Origin of the sequence: Flavobacterium sp. 9R (genome assembly GCF_902506345.1) — a bacterium.
GTDB lineage: Bacteria > Bacteroidota > Bacteroidia > Flavobacteriales > Flavobacteriaceae > Flavobacterium.
Genome location: NZ_LR733413.1, coordinates 2514275 through 2531229 on the forward strand (window position 1 = coordinate 2514275; position 16955 = coordinate 2531229).

Consider the following 16955-nt stretch of genomic DNA (forward strand, 5'->3'; position numbering starts at 1 on the left):
AAGTCATGAAGAAAGCAACTGCATTTGTAAAAAACACCATTCAACTAGGCCTGTTTATACTAATCATAACTATGGTTAGTTGCTCTAAAGATGATCCCACAACAACGGATCCATCGACAACTCCTACGCCTACACCAAATCCTACGCCATCTACATTTGCTGGTCCTACTTACCCAGATAATTATACGGCAAACGCTTCATGGGGCAATCGTTTACAATGGAACTTGGCCAATGTACATGATCCATCAGTAGAGAAAAGTGGAGAATACTATTATATGTACCAAACCGATGCTTCCTATGGAAATGCACACGAAGGCAATGGTCACTTTTTTTACAGACGTTCCAAAGATTTGATCAATTGGGAATTTATGGGTGCAGCAATGACACAAGCTCCTGCTTGGGTAAAGGATTCCTTAAACAACAAAAGAGCTAGAATGAATCCCGCTTTACCGGCAATTACCAATCCAAGTTATGGATTTTGGGCACCATGTGTAAGAAAGGTAGGCAATGTGTACCGAATGTATTATAGTATAGTCGTAACCAATCCAATTGTTGGTACTGATACCAATACCTCTTGGACAGAGCGTGCTTTTATTGGCCTTGCCGAAACAAGTGATTTGGCCTCTAATAATTGGACCGATAAAGGTATGGTCGTTTGTTCAGAACCCGATGGTGTAAAAAGTTATGTTAGAAATGGTGGAAATGATTGGGATGCCTATTTCAAATTTAATGCTATCGATCCAAGTTTTATTCAAACTCCCGAAGGCGAACAATACCTTGTTTATGGTTCTTGGCACTCAGGAATTGCTGCTGTAAAACTAAATCCAGCTACTGGAAAACCATTTCAACTCAAAACAATAGATGATTATGGTGTTCGAATTGCTGGTCGTGGCAATGTAAACACCAATCGTTGGCAAGCGCTAGAAGGTCCAGAAATTATCTATAATCCAGACACACAATATTACTATTTATTTCTAGCCTACGATGAACTTTCGGTAGCCTACAATACTCGTGTAGCTCGTTCCAAAAATATTCTAGGTCCTTATGTTACCATAAGCGGACAAAGCGTTACTACTGGTGCCGAAACTTGGCCAATAGTCACTCATCCTTACTCATTCAACAATCACACGGGTTGGGTAGGATTTGGTCATTGTGCGGTATTCCAAGACCCCACGTCAAAACAATGGTACTACGCCTCTCAGGCAAGACTGCCGGAGGGTGTAGCGGGAATAGCGGTTTCGAATGCTGTAATGATGGGACACGTACGCGAAATAGAATGGACTCCAGATGGATGGCCTGTAGTAACTCCAGAACGCTATGCTGGTGTTCCAAAAACAAGCATAACGGAAGCTAATATCATTGGAACATGGGAATTTATCACTATGAATTATCAATACAAAACCATGCAAAAAGCAGTAACTGTTTATATGACTGCTGACAAAAAAGTTAGCGGTGGGGTAACCGGTACTTGGGCATATGATAGTAGTACCAAAATATTAACTTTTAATGGAAACAAATGCATTGTAAAAGATGCATGGGATTGGGAGGCCTCCACCCGAAAAGTGACGTTAACGTTTACTGGATTAAATTCTGGTGGGCAATCACTTTGGGGCAAAAAATCAAATTAATATAAGAACCAAACAAGAACACCAATGAAGAAAGTTCTTTTAATTGTAGCTTCTCTTATCGGCACTATTGCCATAATCTCAGCACAAAACAAGGCTACAAAAGCCGCTGAGATTAAGAAAGAGAACAACCCAATAATCACCGAAAAGTATACTGGGGATCCTGCCGCATTGGTATACAAAGACAAAGTATATCTTTATGCAGGTCATGATGAGGCACCAAACGATTTCAATTTTTATAAAATGAATGAATGGTTGGTTTATTCTTCTTCAGATATGAAGCAATGGCAAGAACATCCTGTACCTCTCAAAGTAACCGATTTTGAATGGGCCTCTGGAGATGCTTGGGCCTCGCAAGTCATAGAAAGAAATGGGAAATTCTATTGGTATGTCACCGTTTCTCATAAAACCATTAACGGTAAAGCCATAGGCATTGCTGTTGCTGATACTCCTACAGGTCCGTTCAAAGATGCCTTAGGAAAAGCACTTATAACCAATGATATGACCACCCAAACTAAAATTGATTGGGACGATATCGACCCAACCGTATTTATTGATACAGATGGTCAAGCTTATTTGTTTTGGGGAAATTCCGTTTGCCATTACACTAAACTGAAAGAGAACATGCTCGAAATGGACGGGCCTATTCAAACCATTTCCTTGCCTCATTTCACCGAAGCTCCTTGGATTCACAAACATAAACAATGGTATTATTTATCCTACGCATATCAATTTCCTGAAAAAATAGCCTATGCCATGAGCAAATCTATCAACGGACCATGGGAATTCAAAGGCATTCTAAATGAACTTGCTGGTAACTCAAACACAAATCATCAAGCGATTATTTCATTTAAAGGGAAAGATTATTTCATTTATCACAATGGAGCGATTCAACCCAACGGAGGTAGTTTTAGAAGATCGGTTTGTGTAGATCAATTGTTCTACAACAAAGATGGAACTATGAAACGGGTAATGATGACCACCGAAGGCATTCAATAGAAACCCAGTTTTAGTCTAGAAAATATAAAGCAATGAAATTTTACAAAAAAATAGCGACTTCACTTGTACTACTGATGACTATTGTATCATTGGCACAAAATAATATGGTTCATGATCCTGTGGTAATCAAACAAAAAGACACCTACTATCTGTACTGTACGGGCAAAGGCATCAGTGTTTTAAGTTCCAAAGATTTAAAAAACTGGCAACCAGAACCTTCCATCTTTAAAGAAAAACCGCACTGGGTAGATGTCGTGGTACCCAATTTTGACAACCATATTTGGGCACCTGATATCTCTTTTCATAATAATACATATTACTTGTATTACTCTGTCTCGGCTTTCGCCAAAAACACATCTGCTATTGGTGTAGCTACTAATACAACCTTGAACCCCAAAGACCCCGCCTACAAATGGATTGACCATGGTATTGTGATTCAGTCACAACCGAATCGCGACATGTGGAATCCCATTGATCCCAATTTGGTTTTTGACGATAGCAACACCCCTTGGTTAACTTTTGGCTCTTTTTGGGAAGGACTAAAAATGGTGAAACTTAATCCAGATTTGAAATCTATTGCTAACCCACAAGAATGGCACACCATTGCCAAACGCAAACGCTCTTTTGATTTACCCGACACCGATCCCGGAGATGCTGCACTCGAAGCGCCATTTATCTTTAAGAAAAAAGGATATTACTATCTATTTCTTTCATGGGATTTGTGCTGTAGAGGAGACAAAAGCACATACAAAGTCGTAGTAGGAAGATCCAAAAACCCAACTGGTCCTTATGTAGACAAAACTGGAAAATCGCTCAATGAAGGAGGCGGTAGTTTGGTGGTAGAAGGAAACGAAAACTATTTTGGCGTAGGCCACAACAGCGTCTATACTTTTGACAACAAAGACTATATTTTTTACCATGGCTATGAAAAAAAATCCAACGGCGCTCCAAAATTAATTATAAAAGAACTACTCTGGGACACTGAAAATTGGCCTTCTTTAAAATAAAAAGAAATGAAAAAATTGATATCATCTGTGAGCTTTCTATTGGTATTGCCAATAGTTTTCGCTTCATGGAAAGCAATTCCACCAAAAAAAAACAAAGCACTTCCTACTAAAGGATATGCAATAACGCCTGTCAACATTCAGCAGGTACAACTAACAGATGCTTTTTGGTTACCCATCATTAAAAGAGTGCAAGAAGTAACCATTGAATATGCCGTTCAAAAGTGCAAAGAAGAAGGACGTTTGGACAACTTTTTGATTGCTGGCGGACAAATGAAAGGCGAAGTAAAAGGACAAATGCCTTTTGATGATACGGATGTGTACAAAATTATTGAAGGTGCCTCAAACACATTGATTAGCGAACCCAATCCAAAATTAGAAAAACAACTAGATGCTTTGATTGCTATCATCAAAGTAGGTCAAGAAAAAGATGGCTATCTCACAACTTGGAGAACCATAAACCCAGCCAAACCCCCTTGTACATGGGTACCTGTTATAGAAGGTAAACGTTGGGAATCATTACAAATCAGTCATGAATTATACAATTCTGGACATATGATTGAAGCTGCGGTTGTCCATTATAAAGCCACTGGCAAAAGAAACTTTTTGGATATTGCGATTAAAAATGCAAACCTACTAGTACAAACTTTTGGAGACCAACCCAATCAAGTGCATGGCGTACCTGGCCATCAAATTGTAGAAACTGGACTAGTGAATCTATATCAAATTACCAAAAACAAAGCCTATCTAAAACTAGCGAAATACTATCTTGACAATAGAGGAAATCCAAAAAACCACAAACTATATGGGGCTTATTCCCAAGATGATATTCCAGTAATACAACAAAAAGAAGCAGTAGGTCACGCAGTAAGAGCTGTTTATATGTATGCAGGAATGACTGATATTGCTGCAATATATAACGACAAAAACTACTTGAATGCGGTAAATAATTTATGGACAAACATGGTTAACAAAAAAATGTACCTCACTGGTGGTATTGGAGCCAAACATGATGGAGAAGCTTTTGGTGAAAACTACGAATTGCCCAATCTTACTGCTTACAATGAAACTTGTGCTGCTATTGGTGATGTATATTGGAATCACAGATTGCACAACTTAACTGGAAAATCGGATTATTTCGATGTAATTGAACGCTCTTTATACAACGGATTAATCTCTGGAATATCCCTAGATGGAAAACAATTTTTCTATCCCAATGCTTTAGAGTCTGATGGAATACACAAAAACAACAGAGGGTCCTGCACTCGTCAATCATGGTTTGATTGTTCATGCTGTCCTACGAACTTGATTCGTTTTATTCCCTCGATTCCTGGATTGATTTATTCCCAAAGCAAAAATACCCTTTATGTAAATTTATACGCTTCGAATACCGCCAAAGTAACACTAGAAAAAACCGAATTAGAGATTAGTCAACAAACCAATTACCCTTGGAATGGAAAAATTACACTGACTATTACTCCAAAAAACACAGCAACATTTACCCTCAAATTACGAATTCCAGGATGGGCAAGGAATCAAGTACTGCCAGGAGATTTGTATCACTATAGCTCCGCTTCTACTGCAAAAACTATGATAACTATAAATGGAATTCCTTTTGAAGGCGACGAAAATAATGGATACATAAGCATCCATCGAAAATGGAAAAAAAACGATGCTATTGCAATAGATTTTCCAATGGAAGTTCAAAAAGTTATCACCAATGAAAAAGTAGTGACCAACAAAGATAAAGTAGCACTAGAATATGGCCCAATTGTATACGCATTGGAAGAAATGGACAATAAACACAACTTCGATACTATAAAAATCAATCCATCAGAAACTTTTAAAGTAGAATACAACCCTAGTTTGCTCAACGGAATTAATGTAATTGAAAACTCAAACCTGAAAGCCATTCCTTACTACTCATGGTCCAATAGAGGGGTTGGAAAAATGAAAGTTTGGATAGATAAGAAATAAAAAGAGTACCTGAGAATCTTAGATTATTTATAAAAAATAGAAATAAAGTAACAAAATATGAAATCAAAGCTAATCACAAAAATAACCCTATGCGGTCTTTTACTAAGTGGTGTATATGGCATGGGACAAACCAATACATTTGAGATAGAAGTTGGAAAATCGGTCACCAAAATTCAGCCCACTATGTACGGAGTATTTTTTGAAGACATCAACTTCGCCGCCGATGGTGGTTTGTATGCCGAAATGATCAAAAACCGTTCCTTCGAATTTGAACTGCCTTTTATGGGCTGGCAAGAACCTAACAGCGACCGACACAAGTTAAACACAAACTCGGGAATTGCGAAAATCGTAAAATACGCTACCGAAGGCACCAATCATAGCTATTGTCGTGTGACTATCAACGAGCCCAAAGGGTACGAACTGATCAATGAGGGATTTAGAGGAATGGGAATTAAAAAAGACGCCCGATACAATATATCGCTCAATGCAGCCAAAGAATCAGGGAATATTTCCAGAATAAAAATCCAATTCATTGACAAAAACAATACTGTTCTCGGAGAATCCTCTATCACTCCTACTGCATCCAATTGGACCAATTATACCACCCAACTAATTGCTACAAAAACAGAAGCCAAAGCCCGACTCAAAATAACTTTTGAAGGAACTGGCGTACTAGATTTAGACATGATTTCTCTTTTCCCAGAAGATACTTGGAAGGGAAGAAAAAACGGAATGCGTAAAGATTTAGTGCAACTTTTATACGATCTAAAACCTGGTTTTCTTCGTTTTCCTGGCGGTTGTATTGTAGAGGGAAGAACACTAGCACAACGCTATCAATGGAAAAAAACCGTAGGCGAAGTAGCAAAAAGAGAAACTTTAATCAACAGATGGAATACCGAGTTTGCTCACAAACCAACACCAGACTATTTTCAAAGTTTTGGTCTTGGATTTTATGAATACTTTCTCCTTTCAGAAGATATTGGAGCCGCACCACTACCTATCTTAAGTTGTGGTATGGCCTGTCAGTTTAATACTGGTGAATTAGTTCCAATGGAAAAATTAGACCCTTATGTACAAGACGCCTTAGACCTCATCGAGTTTGCCAATGGCGATGTAACTACTCCTTGGGGAAAAATCCGTTCAGAGATGGGACACCCCAAACCCTTTAATCTAAAACATATTGGAGTTGGTAACGAGCAATGGGGACCTGATTATATCGAGCGCTTTAAAGTTTTCGAAAAGGCTATCAAAGCTAAATACCCTAGTATCATTATTGTTTCTGGCTCTGGTCCTTTTCCCGAAGGAGATTATTTTGACTACGCTCATTCTGAACTCAAAAAACTTAATGCCGAAATTGTGGATGAGCATTATTACAAAAGTCCAGAATGGTTCCGAAAAAATGCTACTCGTTATGACAGCTATGACCGCAAAGGACCCAAAATATTCGCTGGAGAATATGCTGCACAAAGTGTAGAAATTGCTAGTCCTGACAATAAAAACAATTGGGAATGTGCTTTCTCTGAAGCTGCTTTTATAACGGGTATGGAGCGCAATGCCGAAGTAGTTCACCTTACCTCCTATGCACCACTATTGGCTCACGAAGAAGGATGGCAATGGACACCCGATATGATCTGGTTCAACAACTTAGAATCTTTTGGAACACCAAATTATTATGTACAACAATTGTTCTCGAATAATAAAGGAACAGACTTAATTACCATTACCGAAAAAGGAAAAGCCATTACAGGTCAAAACGACCTGTTTGCATCGGCAGTGAAAGATATCAATACCAAAGAGGTAATCGTAAAAATTGTCAATACCAAAGATACCCCTCAAAAAGTGAATTTGAACTTCAAAAATGCCAAATTGGAATCAAAAGGACAACTAATCACCTTAAAAGGAGATCAATTAAATGATGAAAACTCATTTGCAGCACCTAAGAAAATTAGCCCCATTACAAGCACACTTACCCTTAACGGAACTAATGCCAATTTAAATCTAGCGGCTTACTCGGTAACCGTAGTAAAAATAAAGATGAAATAATCGTAGTAAATCAAAGAGTAGGTTATAAAAAGCATAGGCTTTACCTCAAAAAACGTTGATTTACTTAGCATTTAATAAAAAGATAATCGTCACAAATTATTAAGTGTTTATTGTACACTTATAAAATAAAAAAGAGTATATTTGTTATCAGATTTAAAGAATATGACAATGAAAAACTATGTAATAGGTCTTGATTATGGAACAGATTCTGTTCGTGCAGTATTGATTGATACTGATAACGGGCAAGAAATAGCGTCTAATGTTCATTATTATCAAAGATGGAAAAACAAACAATATTGTAACGCTGCAATCAACCAATTTCGCCAACATCCTTTGGATCATATCGAAGGATTAGAAAACACTATAAAACAAGTAGTTGCTTCAGAAAATGTATCGCCTTCACAAATCAAAAGTATTTGCATTGACACCACAGGTTCTTCACCAATTCCAGTAGCTCAAGACGGTACTCCTCTTGCGCTTACCAAAGGTTTTGAGGAAAATCCTAATGCCATGATGATTCTCTGGAAAGACCACACTGCCATAAATGAAGCCAACGAAATCAATGAACTAGCGGCCAACTGGGGAGGAGAAAATTTCACCAAATACGAAGGGGGAATTTATTCTTCGGAATGGTTTTGGGCCAAAATTTTACATATTGCTCGTCAAGATGAAGCCGTAAAAAATGCCACCTATACTTGGATGGAACACTGTGATTTGATGACTTATTTACTAATTGATTCCAAAGATTTAAAAACATTCAAACGCTCTCGTTGTGCCGCCGGACATAAAGCAATGTGGCATGAAGACTGGAACGGCCTTCCACCAGAAGACTTCTTGGCAAAATTAGATCCCTATTTGGCCTCTTTGAGAGGGAAACTCTACGACGAAACCTATACTTCGGATGTAGTAGCTGGAAATCTAAGTCAAGAATGGGCAACTCGATTGGGACTTACCACTGATACACTCATTGCGGTTGGAACATTTGATGCGCACTCTGGAGCAGTAGGTGCAAAAATCGAAGAACATACTTTGGTACGCGTTATGGGAACCTCAACTTGTGATATCATTGTAGATACCAAGGCATCAATAGGTTCCAAAACTGTTCGTGGGATTTGCGGACAAGTAGATGGCTCTGTAATCCCAGGATTTATTGGGCTAGAAGCAGGACAATCTGCCTTTGGTGACTTATTGGCTTGGTACAAAGAATTACTAATGTGGCCTACAGAAAAAGTGTTGGCCTCTTCTACCCTTTTGACACCTTCGCAAAAAGATGCGTTAAGAACAGAAATCAGTGACAAACTTATTATAGAACTAACTGCCGAAGCAGAAAAAATTCCATTATCCGAAAGTGTGCCCATTGCTTTAGACTGGATTAACGGAAGACGAACTCCCGATGCCAATCAAGAATTGAAAAGTGCGCTATCCAATTTATCGTTGGGTACCAAAGCCCCACATTTATTTAAATCATTAGTGAATGCCATCTGTTTTGGTTCTAAAAAAATTGTAGATCGCTTTGAAGAAGAAGGCGTAAAAATCAATAGCGTTATTGGTATTGGTGGTGTAGCAAGAAAATCGCCTTTTATCATGCAAACTTTGGCAAATGTGCTGAACAAACCCATCAAAGTGGCTGCTTCAGATCAAACTCCGGCTTTGGGAGCCGCTATTTATGCCGCTGTTGCCGCAGGTATTTACCCCAACGTAATCGAAGCCAGTCAAAAAATGGGAAGCGATTTCGAAAGCGAATATTTACCACAGCTAGACAAAGTAGCCGCTTACAATAAACTGCTATTAGCCTACGAACAATTAAGTCAATTTGCCGATCCATCTCTAAAAAACCAACACTATGAGCACGCTATATAAAGACCTGAAACAAGAATGCTATGAAGCCAATATGCAGCTGAATGCTTTGAACTTGGTAGTTTATACTTTTGGCAATGTAAGTGCAGTAGATCGAGAAAAAGGGGTTTTTGCCATCAAACCAAGTGGTGTACCTTATGAAGACTTAAAACCCGAAGATATGGTGATACTTGACTTTGACAACAATATCATCGAAGGAACTATGCGTCCGTCATCGGACACCAAAACGCATGCTTATTTGTATAAAAAATGGCCTAACATTGGCGGAGTAGCGCATACCCACGCAACTTACTCTGTAGCCTGGGCTCAATCGCAACTCGATATTCCGATTTTTGGAACCACTCACGCCGATCATTTAACGGCTGATATCCCTTGTGCGCCACCAATGGCCGATTCACTTATTGAAGGAAATTACGAACACAATACAGGAATCCAAATTTTGGATTGTTTCAAAGAAAAAAATCTTTCTTATGAAGAAGTGGAAATGGTATTGATAGGCAACCACGGACCTTTTGCTTGGGGAAAAAACGCTGCCAAAGCGGTTTACAACAGCAAAGTACTTGAAGTAGTTGCCGAAATGGCGTATCTGACTTTACAAATCAATCCAAACGCCCCTAGATTGAAGGATTCTTTAATCAAAAAACATTACGAGCGCAAGCACGGAAAAGATTCGTATTACGGTCAGTAATTTTAGTGTAAGGTTTCTTTGGTTTACAGTTGTTTAAACTAAAACAAACCTTTAAACAATTTTAAACTTTAAACAATTTTAAAAAAATATTATAATGATAGATATCTCTCAAAAAGAAATTTGGTTTGTAGTAGGAAGCCAAGAATTATACGGTGAAGAAACCCTGAGAAAAGTAGCCGAACATTCACAAATTATTGCAAAAGGACTAGATGCTTCTGCAAAGTTACCTGTTAAATTAATTTATAAAGATGTTGTAAAATCTCCTGCACAAATTACGAATGTGTGCTTAGAAGCGAATACCAACAAAAACTGTATTGGAATCATCGCTTGGATGCATACCTTCTCTCCAGCCAAAATGTGGATTGGTGGTTTGAGTATTTTGAACAAACCTTTATGCCATTTACACACTCAATTCAATGCCGAAATCCCTTGGGCTAGTATTGATATGGATTTTATGAACTTGAACCAATCCGCTCATGGAGACCGAGAGTTTGGATTTATCATGTCTAGAATGCGCAAAAAACGCAAAGTAGTGGTAGGTCATTGGGAGGACGAAAGAGTACAAACCAAATTAGGCAATTGGACAAGAGTAGCCTTAGGCTGGAATGAATTGCAAAACCTAAAAGTAGCTCGTATTGGCGACAATATGCGAGAAGTTGCCGTTACCGAAGGGGATAAAGTAGAAGCTCAAATACGTTTTGGAGTATCTGTAAATGGTTATGACTCATCGGATGTGACCAAACATATCGAGAAAGTAACCGACAAACAACTGAACGATTTATTGGCGGTTTATGAAGCCTCTTATACTTTGACTCCTTCTTTGAAAGAAGGTGGAGCACAAAGACAATCACTAGTAGATGCCGCAAAAATAGAATTAGGACTAAGAGCTTTCTTGGAAGAAGGTGGTTTTGGAGCCTTTACGGATACGTTTGAAAATTTAGGCGTTTGGAAACAATTACCTGGAATTGCAACCCAACGTTTGATGGCCGATGGCTACGGTTTTGGTGGCGAAGGCGATTGGAAAACAGCTGCAATGGTTAGAGCGTTGAAAGTTATGAATGTAGGCCTTGAAGGAGGAACCTCGTTCATGGAAGATTATACCTACCACTTCACTCCACAAAAATCGTATGTTTTAGGATCACATATGTTAGAAATTTGTCCTTCCATTGCAGATGGAAAACCTTCTTGTGAAGTTCATCCGTTAGGCATTGGTGGGAAAGAAGATCCAGCCCGTTTGGTGTTTAATTCTCCAGCTGGCGATGCCATCAACGTATCTTTGGTAGATATGGGTACTCGTTTTAGACTGATTGTAAATGAAGTAACGGTTGTAAAACCAATGGCTGATTTACCAAAACTTCCTGTGGCGCGTGTCGTATGGGATTGTAAACCAAACCTTGATATTGCAGCTACGGCTTGGATTCTTGCTGGTGGGGCGCATCATACGGTTTATAGCCAAGCAGTAACTACCGAATTTATGGAAGATTTTGCAGATATTGCTGGTATCGAATTATTGGTAATTGATGAAAAAACAACAATAAGAGACTTTAAAGACAAGCTTAATGCTAATGAAGCATACTTTCATTTGTTTCAACATGGCTTGTAAAAAGAAAAAAGTGTAGGTTAGCACTGTCTGCGTGAGTGATGGCAGTGGAGCTCTTTTTTTGATTCCGTTTTTTCGGAATCAAAAAAAAGCGGGAACGTACAGCACGACCCTCTGTCTCGTCTTTTCCGACGAGACGGAGGGGCACGCCCAACAAAAATTTTTGTTTATAGTTATTTCTAAAAACCAAAAAAACAAATATATGAATCTAGTAAAACGTTGTATTTATGGAATTTCCATTTTAAGTTTAGCGAGTATGAATGTGCAATGCAAAGGAGAAAAAAAAACAGATGCAGCGGAAACTGCACTTGAAACGAAAGCTACAGATGCTGTATCTATAGCCAAAACAATGTATGGTAAAACAGATAAAGGGGTACAAATAGACCGCTATACATTGAAAAACCAAAAAGGAATGGAAGTTGACATCATCACTTTTGGTGGGATTATTTCTTCTCTAAAAGTGCCTAACAAAGCGGGGAAATCCGAGGAAGTGGTACTTGGTTTTAACTCATTGGAACAATACATGAAGCCTAATCCGTATTTTGGAGCACTTATCGGAAGATATGGCAACCGTATTGCAAAAGGTAAATTTACTTTGGATGGAAAACAATATTCCTTGGCGATCAACAACACCCCAAATGCCTTGCACGGAGGTCCTGAAGGATTTCACCGAGTGGTTTGGACTGCCGAAGAAGCCAAAGGAGGCGATACTGCTTCGCTAAAATTGAAGTATGTAGCCAAAGACATGGAAGAAGGTTATCCTGGCAACTTGACGGTTTTTGTAACCTATACTTTGAATAAAGACAATGCTTTGGATGTTTTGTATGAAGCCACTACCGATAAAAAAACGATCGTAAACCTAACACAACATTCGTATTTCAATCTGTCTGCTGATTTTTCTAAACCTATTTTAGACCACGAAATCATGATTGATGCAGACAAATTGGTTCCTGTAGCTGCAACTTTGATTCCAACTGGACAGTTGACGGATGTTACCAATACTCCATTTGACTTTAGAAAACCGAAATTGGTTGGTGCAGCAATAGAAGCCAAAGACGAACAATTGAAAAACGGATTGGGTTATGACCATTGCTGGGTCTTGAACAACCAAAACAAAGGAGAACGATTAGTAGCCTCAGCTTATCATGCTACAAGCGGAAGAGTATTAGAAGTGTACACAGACCAACCTGGAATTCAGTTCTACTCTGGTAACTTTTTGGATGGAACTTTGCCAATGAGAAACGGCGGTACCTATGCACATAGAACTGGATTTTGCTTGGAAACACAACATTATCCAGATTCGCCGAATCAAAAAGATTTCCCAACAACAGTCTTAAATCCTGGGGAAAACTATAAAACAAAAACCACTTTTAAGTTTTCGGTTAAATAATAAAATAAATAATCTGGGTTCGATAAGTAAAGTTGATTTTTTGAATACATCTATTTAGTAAATACAATCATCGAAATCAGAACAACCTATCAAAAAAAACCCTAACTAATTATAGATTGAATTTTTCTACACATAAATAAGTCAACTGGTTATTGCTTGTAATTATGGTATTAGTTAGTACCCCGAGAGTTATACTTTCGGGGTTTTTTATTGATTTAAATTCTAATTCCTATCGAAGAAGTTCGTTACTATTTTAAAGAAAAATTGGTTGGTTCTTATTCAAAATCAAAAGGATGTTCATAAGAACATTAGCAAAGATCCTGAAGAAAAACCAACCAAATTTGTTTTATCATAAATTATACAATCCTCATTGCGATTATATTTTTACCACAAATCCGCCGTTGGGTTGTATGGTTACCGAAAGTGGCTTTGCCTTAGTAACAGGAAGCTTTTCAAAACCATTCTCACCATCAGTAATTAAAAAGCCGTTTGTTTGGGTTACGAATGACAAATCGATTGTTATTGTTTTAGCTACGTTTTCGGCATTGATGCCCACAATATGCCAGATGTTATTTTTCTTTCTTGCCATTACGATATACTTTCCAGGATAGCCTTCAATAAATTTGGAGTCCTCCCAATTCGTTGGTATATCTTTTAAATAATCTACAACATAACTAGGCATTTTGGCCATTCCTTCAGGAATTTCGGCTATGTGTTGGATTCCCGACAAGAACAAAACAGGAAGTGCCAGTTCAAAGGCAGGAGTTGTTTTACGCGTGATTCCAGGTATCGCATCGAGTACCATGGGAGTAAAATCCATAGGGTCAAAAACATTACGTGTAAACGGAATGGTAGCACAATGTGTCGGCTGTTTGTCGGCATCGGGTTGTCCAAAAGTAATAAACTCCTCCCCTTTGATGGCCTCAGTAGTCAACAAGTGAGGATAGGTACGCTGCCAACCTCTAGGAAGTGTAGCTCCGTGAAAATTAACCAACAACTGGTATTTAGCTGTAGCTTTCAGTAGTTCGTGATAATAAGCAATCATCGATTGGCCGTCGCCTCCAAAGAAATCTATTTTGACTCCCGCAATGCCTATTTCTTTCAACCTTCCAAATTCAGCGGCTCTACTTTCTGGCGTCAAGAGTTTACTTTTAGGATGGTATTCTGTTCCGTTCCAACTCCCAGAAGAATTGTACCAAACTAGTAATTTTACTTTCTTGGTTTTTCCATATTCAACCAATTCTTTGAGTTTATCAACGCCAATTCGGGTATCCCAATCAGCATCTATCAAACAGTAAGGCCAATTCATACTCGCCGCATAATCTATAAACTGACGCGTAATAGCATAATTAACCGATTCGTCTTTCAATAGCACCCAACTCCATGAAGCTAGTCCTCCTTTTATGAAAGAAGTGTCCATTTTGATAGCTGGTTCGGCCAGATCGGTTCCCAAAGTACTTTCGGTAATTGTGCTTAAAGTACCAATAGTTATGAGACGCCAAGGGGTGCGCCAAGGCAAAACAGATTCAGGTTGTAGCGCACCATTAGGAAAAACTTCTTGTTTTTGTGGAAAAGTAACCTGCAATGCCTGTGCATTGTCGTTATAAACCAATCTTGAACCACAGTATTTATCGTGTAGTCCAGTTTCTGAAAGTAACACCCATGCAGCATTAGTTTCAAAAAGTGCTGGATACACCCATCCCTCGCCTATCTCTGGTTGAGTAAGTACAGGGACTCCCATGGCATAATGTTCCTCGTAAGATGGGTTGGTTTCTTTCCATCCCGTCTTGGCCTTGGCCATAGGTTGCAACCAAGATTTGGTAGTAGAATCGAAATTGTAGGTCGTTTTTTCTTCAATTATTTTTTTAATATCCTTAGAATGGGAAGGAAAATAATAACGAAAAGCCACGCCATCTTTCGAAAGTTGAAAAATGATCTCCATCGGTTCGCCTTTGCCATTTACAAGACTTACAATGTATTGATTGGCCGAATAAGAAATTTCATTTCGTTTGCCCTGAAGCATGGTATAATGATCATTTACTTTTTTAGCCCTAGAAATTGCAACAACTTTTAAATCCGAGTAAAAATTGGCATCTTCACGGATAATGCCTAATTGCGAGGTATTGATTACCAATTTATTTTTATAGAAAACCCGATAAATAGCTGTTTTTTCAGGAGACAACTCAAACGCTACTTCGATAGTTTTATCAGCGTTGACCAAAATATGAGGACTGGATTTCACCGTAAACGAAGTGAAAAACAACAGTACTATTCCTAAAGTGAGAACTTGTTTCATTTTTTAAGTGTTTTTATTACACTTACAAGTTTACAACAAAAAAAGGAGTTAAAATAGCGATTGGCTGTAAAATTTAGAAGGTTGATTGTGTTTTATTTAGAAAAAAGTCTAGAAACAAAAAAACCGCTTCTTTCGAAGCGGTTCTGTACCCGGAGCCGGAGTCGAACCGGCACGGTTTCCCACAGGTGTTTGAGACCAGCGCGTCTACCAATTCCGCCATCCGGGCTTAGCAGACTGAAATAACAACAGTTATTTCTCGCAATAAAGAGATAATTAGTGGTAGCTAAATATCTTTTTTCTTTAACACGGTGCAAATGTAAAAAATAAAATTAAATGTTCAACTAAAAATACTTAAATTTTTCCTTTCAGTCTTGAATAAATTTTCTAAATTTGCACCTCGTTAAAACGACACACACTAACTAACTACACCCGAGGTAAATACAATAACCTTTTAAATATTTTTTTTAAGATCAATTGTAGTAACCATCGGAATTAAACAACAAATTAAATGTCACACCTAGAACCTGAAGCTAAAATTTTTGCTTGTTCACAAAGTGTATATCTTGCAGAGCAAATTGCAAAAAATTACGGAATTCCTTTGGGAAAAGTTACCCTAGCTAAGTACAGCGACGGAGAATTTCAACCTTCTTACGAAGAGTCAATTAGAGGATTACGTGTATTTATTGTTTGTTCTACATTCCCAACGGCAGACAATTTGATGGAATTATTAATGATGATTGACGCAGCCAAAAGAGCTTCAGCAAGACACATTACAGCAGTAATTCCTTATTTTGGTTGGGCAAGACAAGACCGAAAAGACAAACCAAGAGTTCCAATTGGAGCCAAACTAGTAGCTAATTTATTAGATGCTGCAGGGGCAACCCGAATTATGACCATGGATTTGCACGCAGATCAAATTCAAGGTTTCTTTGAAAAACCAGTAGATCATTTATTCGCTTCTACAATCTTTTTACCTTATGTAAAAAGTCTAGGATTAGAAAACTTGACCATCGCTTCTCCAGATATGGGAGGTTCAAAAAGAGCTTATGCGTATTCTAAATTCCTAGAATCAGACGTTGTTATTTGTTACAAACAAAGAAAAATGGCTAACGTAATTGACACAATGGAATTGATTGGTGAAGTAAAAGGAAGAAATGTAATTCTAGTAGACGACATGATTGACACTGGAGGAACACTGGCAAAAGCAGCCGATTTGATGATCGAAAAAGGTGCTTTGAGCGTAAGAGCCATTTGTACTCATGCCATTTTATCAGGAGAGGCTTACGAAAAAATTGAGAATTCAAAATTAAGCGAGTTAATCGTTTCAGATTCTATTCCTTTAAGAAAAGAATCTAATAAAATAAAAGTGTTGAGTTGTGCACCACTTTTTGCAGAAGTAATGCACATGGTGCACCACAACAATTCCATTAGTGGGAAGTTTATAATGTAAATTTTTTAGTTCCGAGTGATTAGTCC

At 38.2% G+C, this 16955-nt stretch carries 11 protein-coding genes and 1 tRNA gene; 10 read left to right on the forward strand and 2 right to left on the reverse strand.

The genetic code is table 11. The features are described 5' to 3' along the window. The first annotated feature begins 5 nt into the window (after positions 1-5). The 9 genes from FLAVO9AF_RS11230 to FLAVO9AF_RS11270 all read left to right on the forward strand — a co-directional run bounded on the left by FLAVO9AF_RS11230 (position 6) and on the right by FLAVO9AF_RS11270 (position 13183). Positions 6-1628 carry an arabinan endo-1,5-alpha-L-arabinosidase gene (locus tag FLAVO9AF_RS11230; RefSeq protein ID WP_159688543.1) on the forward strand — a complete coding sequence of 541 codons (1623 nt, stop codon included), beginning with the start codon at positions 6-8 and terminating at the stop codon, positions 1626-1628. A gap of 24 nt (positions 1629-1652) precedes the next feature. Next, complete coding sequence (locus tag FLAVO9AF_RS11235) at positions 1653-2624, forward strand: glycoside hydrolase family 43 protein (RefSeq protein WP_159688544.1); 972 nt, start codon at positions 1653-1655, stop codon at positions 2622-2624. A gap of 32 nt (positions 2625-2656) precedes the next feature. After that, positions 2657-3631 carry an arabinan endo-1,5-alpha-L-arabinosidase gene (locus tag FLAVO9AF_RS11240; RefSeq protein WP_159688547.1) on the forward strand — a complete coding sequence of 325 codons (975 nt, stop codon included), beginning with the start codon at positions 2657-2659 and terminating at the stop codon, positions 3629-3631. A 6-nt stretch (positions 3632-3637) separates the two neighbouring features. Then, on the forward strand, positions 3638-5605 hold the full coding sequence (locus tag FLAVO9AF_RS11245; RefSeq protein WP_159688550.1) for a glycoside hydrolase family 127 protein: 1968 nt from the start codon (positions 3638-3640) through the stop codon (positions 5603-5605). Between the two features lie 57 nt (positions 5606-5662). Further along, on the forward strand, positions 5663-7648 hold the full coding sequence (locus FLAVO9AF_RS11250) for an alpha-L-arabinofuranosidase C-terminal domain-containing protein (RefSeq protein ID WP_159688552.1): 1986 nt from the start codon (positions 5663-5665) through the stop codon (positions 7646-7648). A 168-nt stretch (positions 7649-7816) separates the two neighbouring features. Then, positions 7817-9508, forward strand: coding sequence for a ribulokinase (locus FLAVO9AF_RS11255; protein ID WP_159688555.1), 1692 nt, complete (start codon positions 7817-7819; stop codon positions 9506-9508). After that, positions 9492-10193 carry an L-ribulose-5-phosphate 4-epimerase gene (locus FLAVO9AF_RS11260; protein WP_159688558.1) on the forward strand — a complete coding sequence of 234 codons (702 nt, stop codon included), beginning with the start codon at positions 9492-9494 and terminating at the stop codon, positions 10191-10193. The genes FLAVO9AF_RS11255 and FLAVO9AF_RS11260 overlap by 17 nt, the downstream gene beginning before the upstream one ends. 94 nt (positions 10194-10287) lie before the next feature. Then, positions 10288-11796 (forward strand): L-arabinose isomerase, encoded by a 1509-nt coding sequence (gene araA / locus FLAVO9AF_RS11265; protein WP_159688560.1) that lies wholly within the window; start codon positions 10288-10290, stop codon positions 11794-11796. 199 nt (positions 11797-11995) lie between these two features. After that, complete coding sequence (locus FLAVO9AF_RS11270) at positions 11996-13183, forward strand: aldose epimerase family protein (protein ID WP_159688563.1); 1188 nt, start codon at positions 11996-11998, stop codon at positions 13181-13183. 376 nt (positions 13184-13559) lie between these two features. Here the strand turns inward: FLAVO9AF_RS11270 and FLAVO9AF_RS11275 are convergent, their stop codons facing one another. Together FLAVO9AF_RS11275 and FLAVO9AF_RS11280 are read right to left on the reverse strand one after the other, a co-directional pair. Next, positions 13560-15479 carry a glycoside hydrolase family 97 protein gene (locus FLAVO9AF_RS11275; RefSeq protein ID WP_159688565.1) on the reverse strand — a complete coding sequence of 640 codons (1920 nt, stop codon included), beginning with the start codon at positions 15477-15479 and terminating at the stop codon, positions 13560-13562. A 146-nt stretch (positions 15480-15625) separates the two neighbouring features. Beyond that, a tRNA-Leu gene (locus tag FLAVO9AF_RS11280) sits at positions 15626-15705 on the reverse strand. A 282-nt stretch (positions 15706-15987) separates the two neighbouring features. On the opposite strand from FLAVO9AF_RS11280, the gene FLAVO9AF_RS11285 reads away from it, so the two are divergent. Beyond that, the gene (locus FLAVO9AF_RS11285) at positions 15988-16929 is read left to right on the forward strand and encodes a ribose-phosphate pyrophosphokinase (RefSeq protein WP_159688568.1); all 942 of its coding nucleotides are present in this window, start codon (positions 15988-15990) and stop codon (positions 16927-16929) included. The last annotated feature ends 26 nt before the right edge of the window (positions 16930-16955 follow it).

Coding starts and splice junctions, on each gene's coding strand:
- FLAVO9AF_RS11250 (WP_159688552.1), top strand. CDS start 5,663: ATGAAATCAAAGCTAATCACAAAAATAACCCTATGCGGTCTTTTACTA.
- FLAVO9AF_RS11255 (WP_159688555.1), top strand. CDS start 7,817: ATGAAAAACTATGTAATAGGTCTTGATTATGGAACAGATTCTGTTCGT.
- FLAVO9AF_RS11285 (WP_159688568.1), top strand. CDS start 15,988: ATGTCACACCTAGAACCTGAAGCTAAAATTTTTGCTTGTTCACAAAGT.
- FLAVO9AF_RS11240 (WP_159688547.1), top strand. CDS start 2,657: ATGAAATTTTACAAAAAAATAGCGACTTCACTTGTACTACTGATGACT.
- araA (WP_159688560.1), top strand. CDS start 10,288: ATGATAGATATCTCTCAAAAAGAAATTTGGTTTGTAGTAGGAAGCCAA.
- FLAVO9AF_RS11270 (WP_159688563.1), top strand. CDS start 11,996: ATGAATCTAGTAAAACGTTGTATTTATGGAATTTCCATTTTAAGTTTA.
- FLAVO9AF_RS11260 (WP_159688558.1), top strand. CDS start 9,492: ATGAGCACGCTATATAAAGACCTGAAACAAGAATGCTATGAAGCCAAT.
- FLAVO9AF_RS11230 (WP_159688543.1), top strand. CDS start 6: ATGAAGAAAGCAACTGCATTTGTAAAAAACACCATTCAACTAGGCCTG.
- FLAVO9AF_RS11275 (WP_159688565.1), bottom strand. CDS start 15,479: ATGAAACAAGTTCTCACTTTAGGAATAGTACTGTTGTTTTTCACTTCG.
- FLAVO9AF_RS11245 (WP_159688550.1), top strand. CDS start 3,638: ATGAAAAAATTGATATCATCTGTGAGCTTTCTATTGGTATTGCCAATA.
- FLAVO9AF_RS11235 (WP_159688544.1), top strand. CDS start 1,653: ATGAAGAAAGTTCTTTTAATTGTAGCTTCTCTTATCGGCACTATTGCC.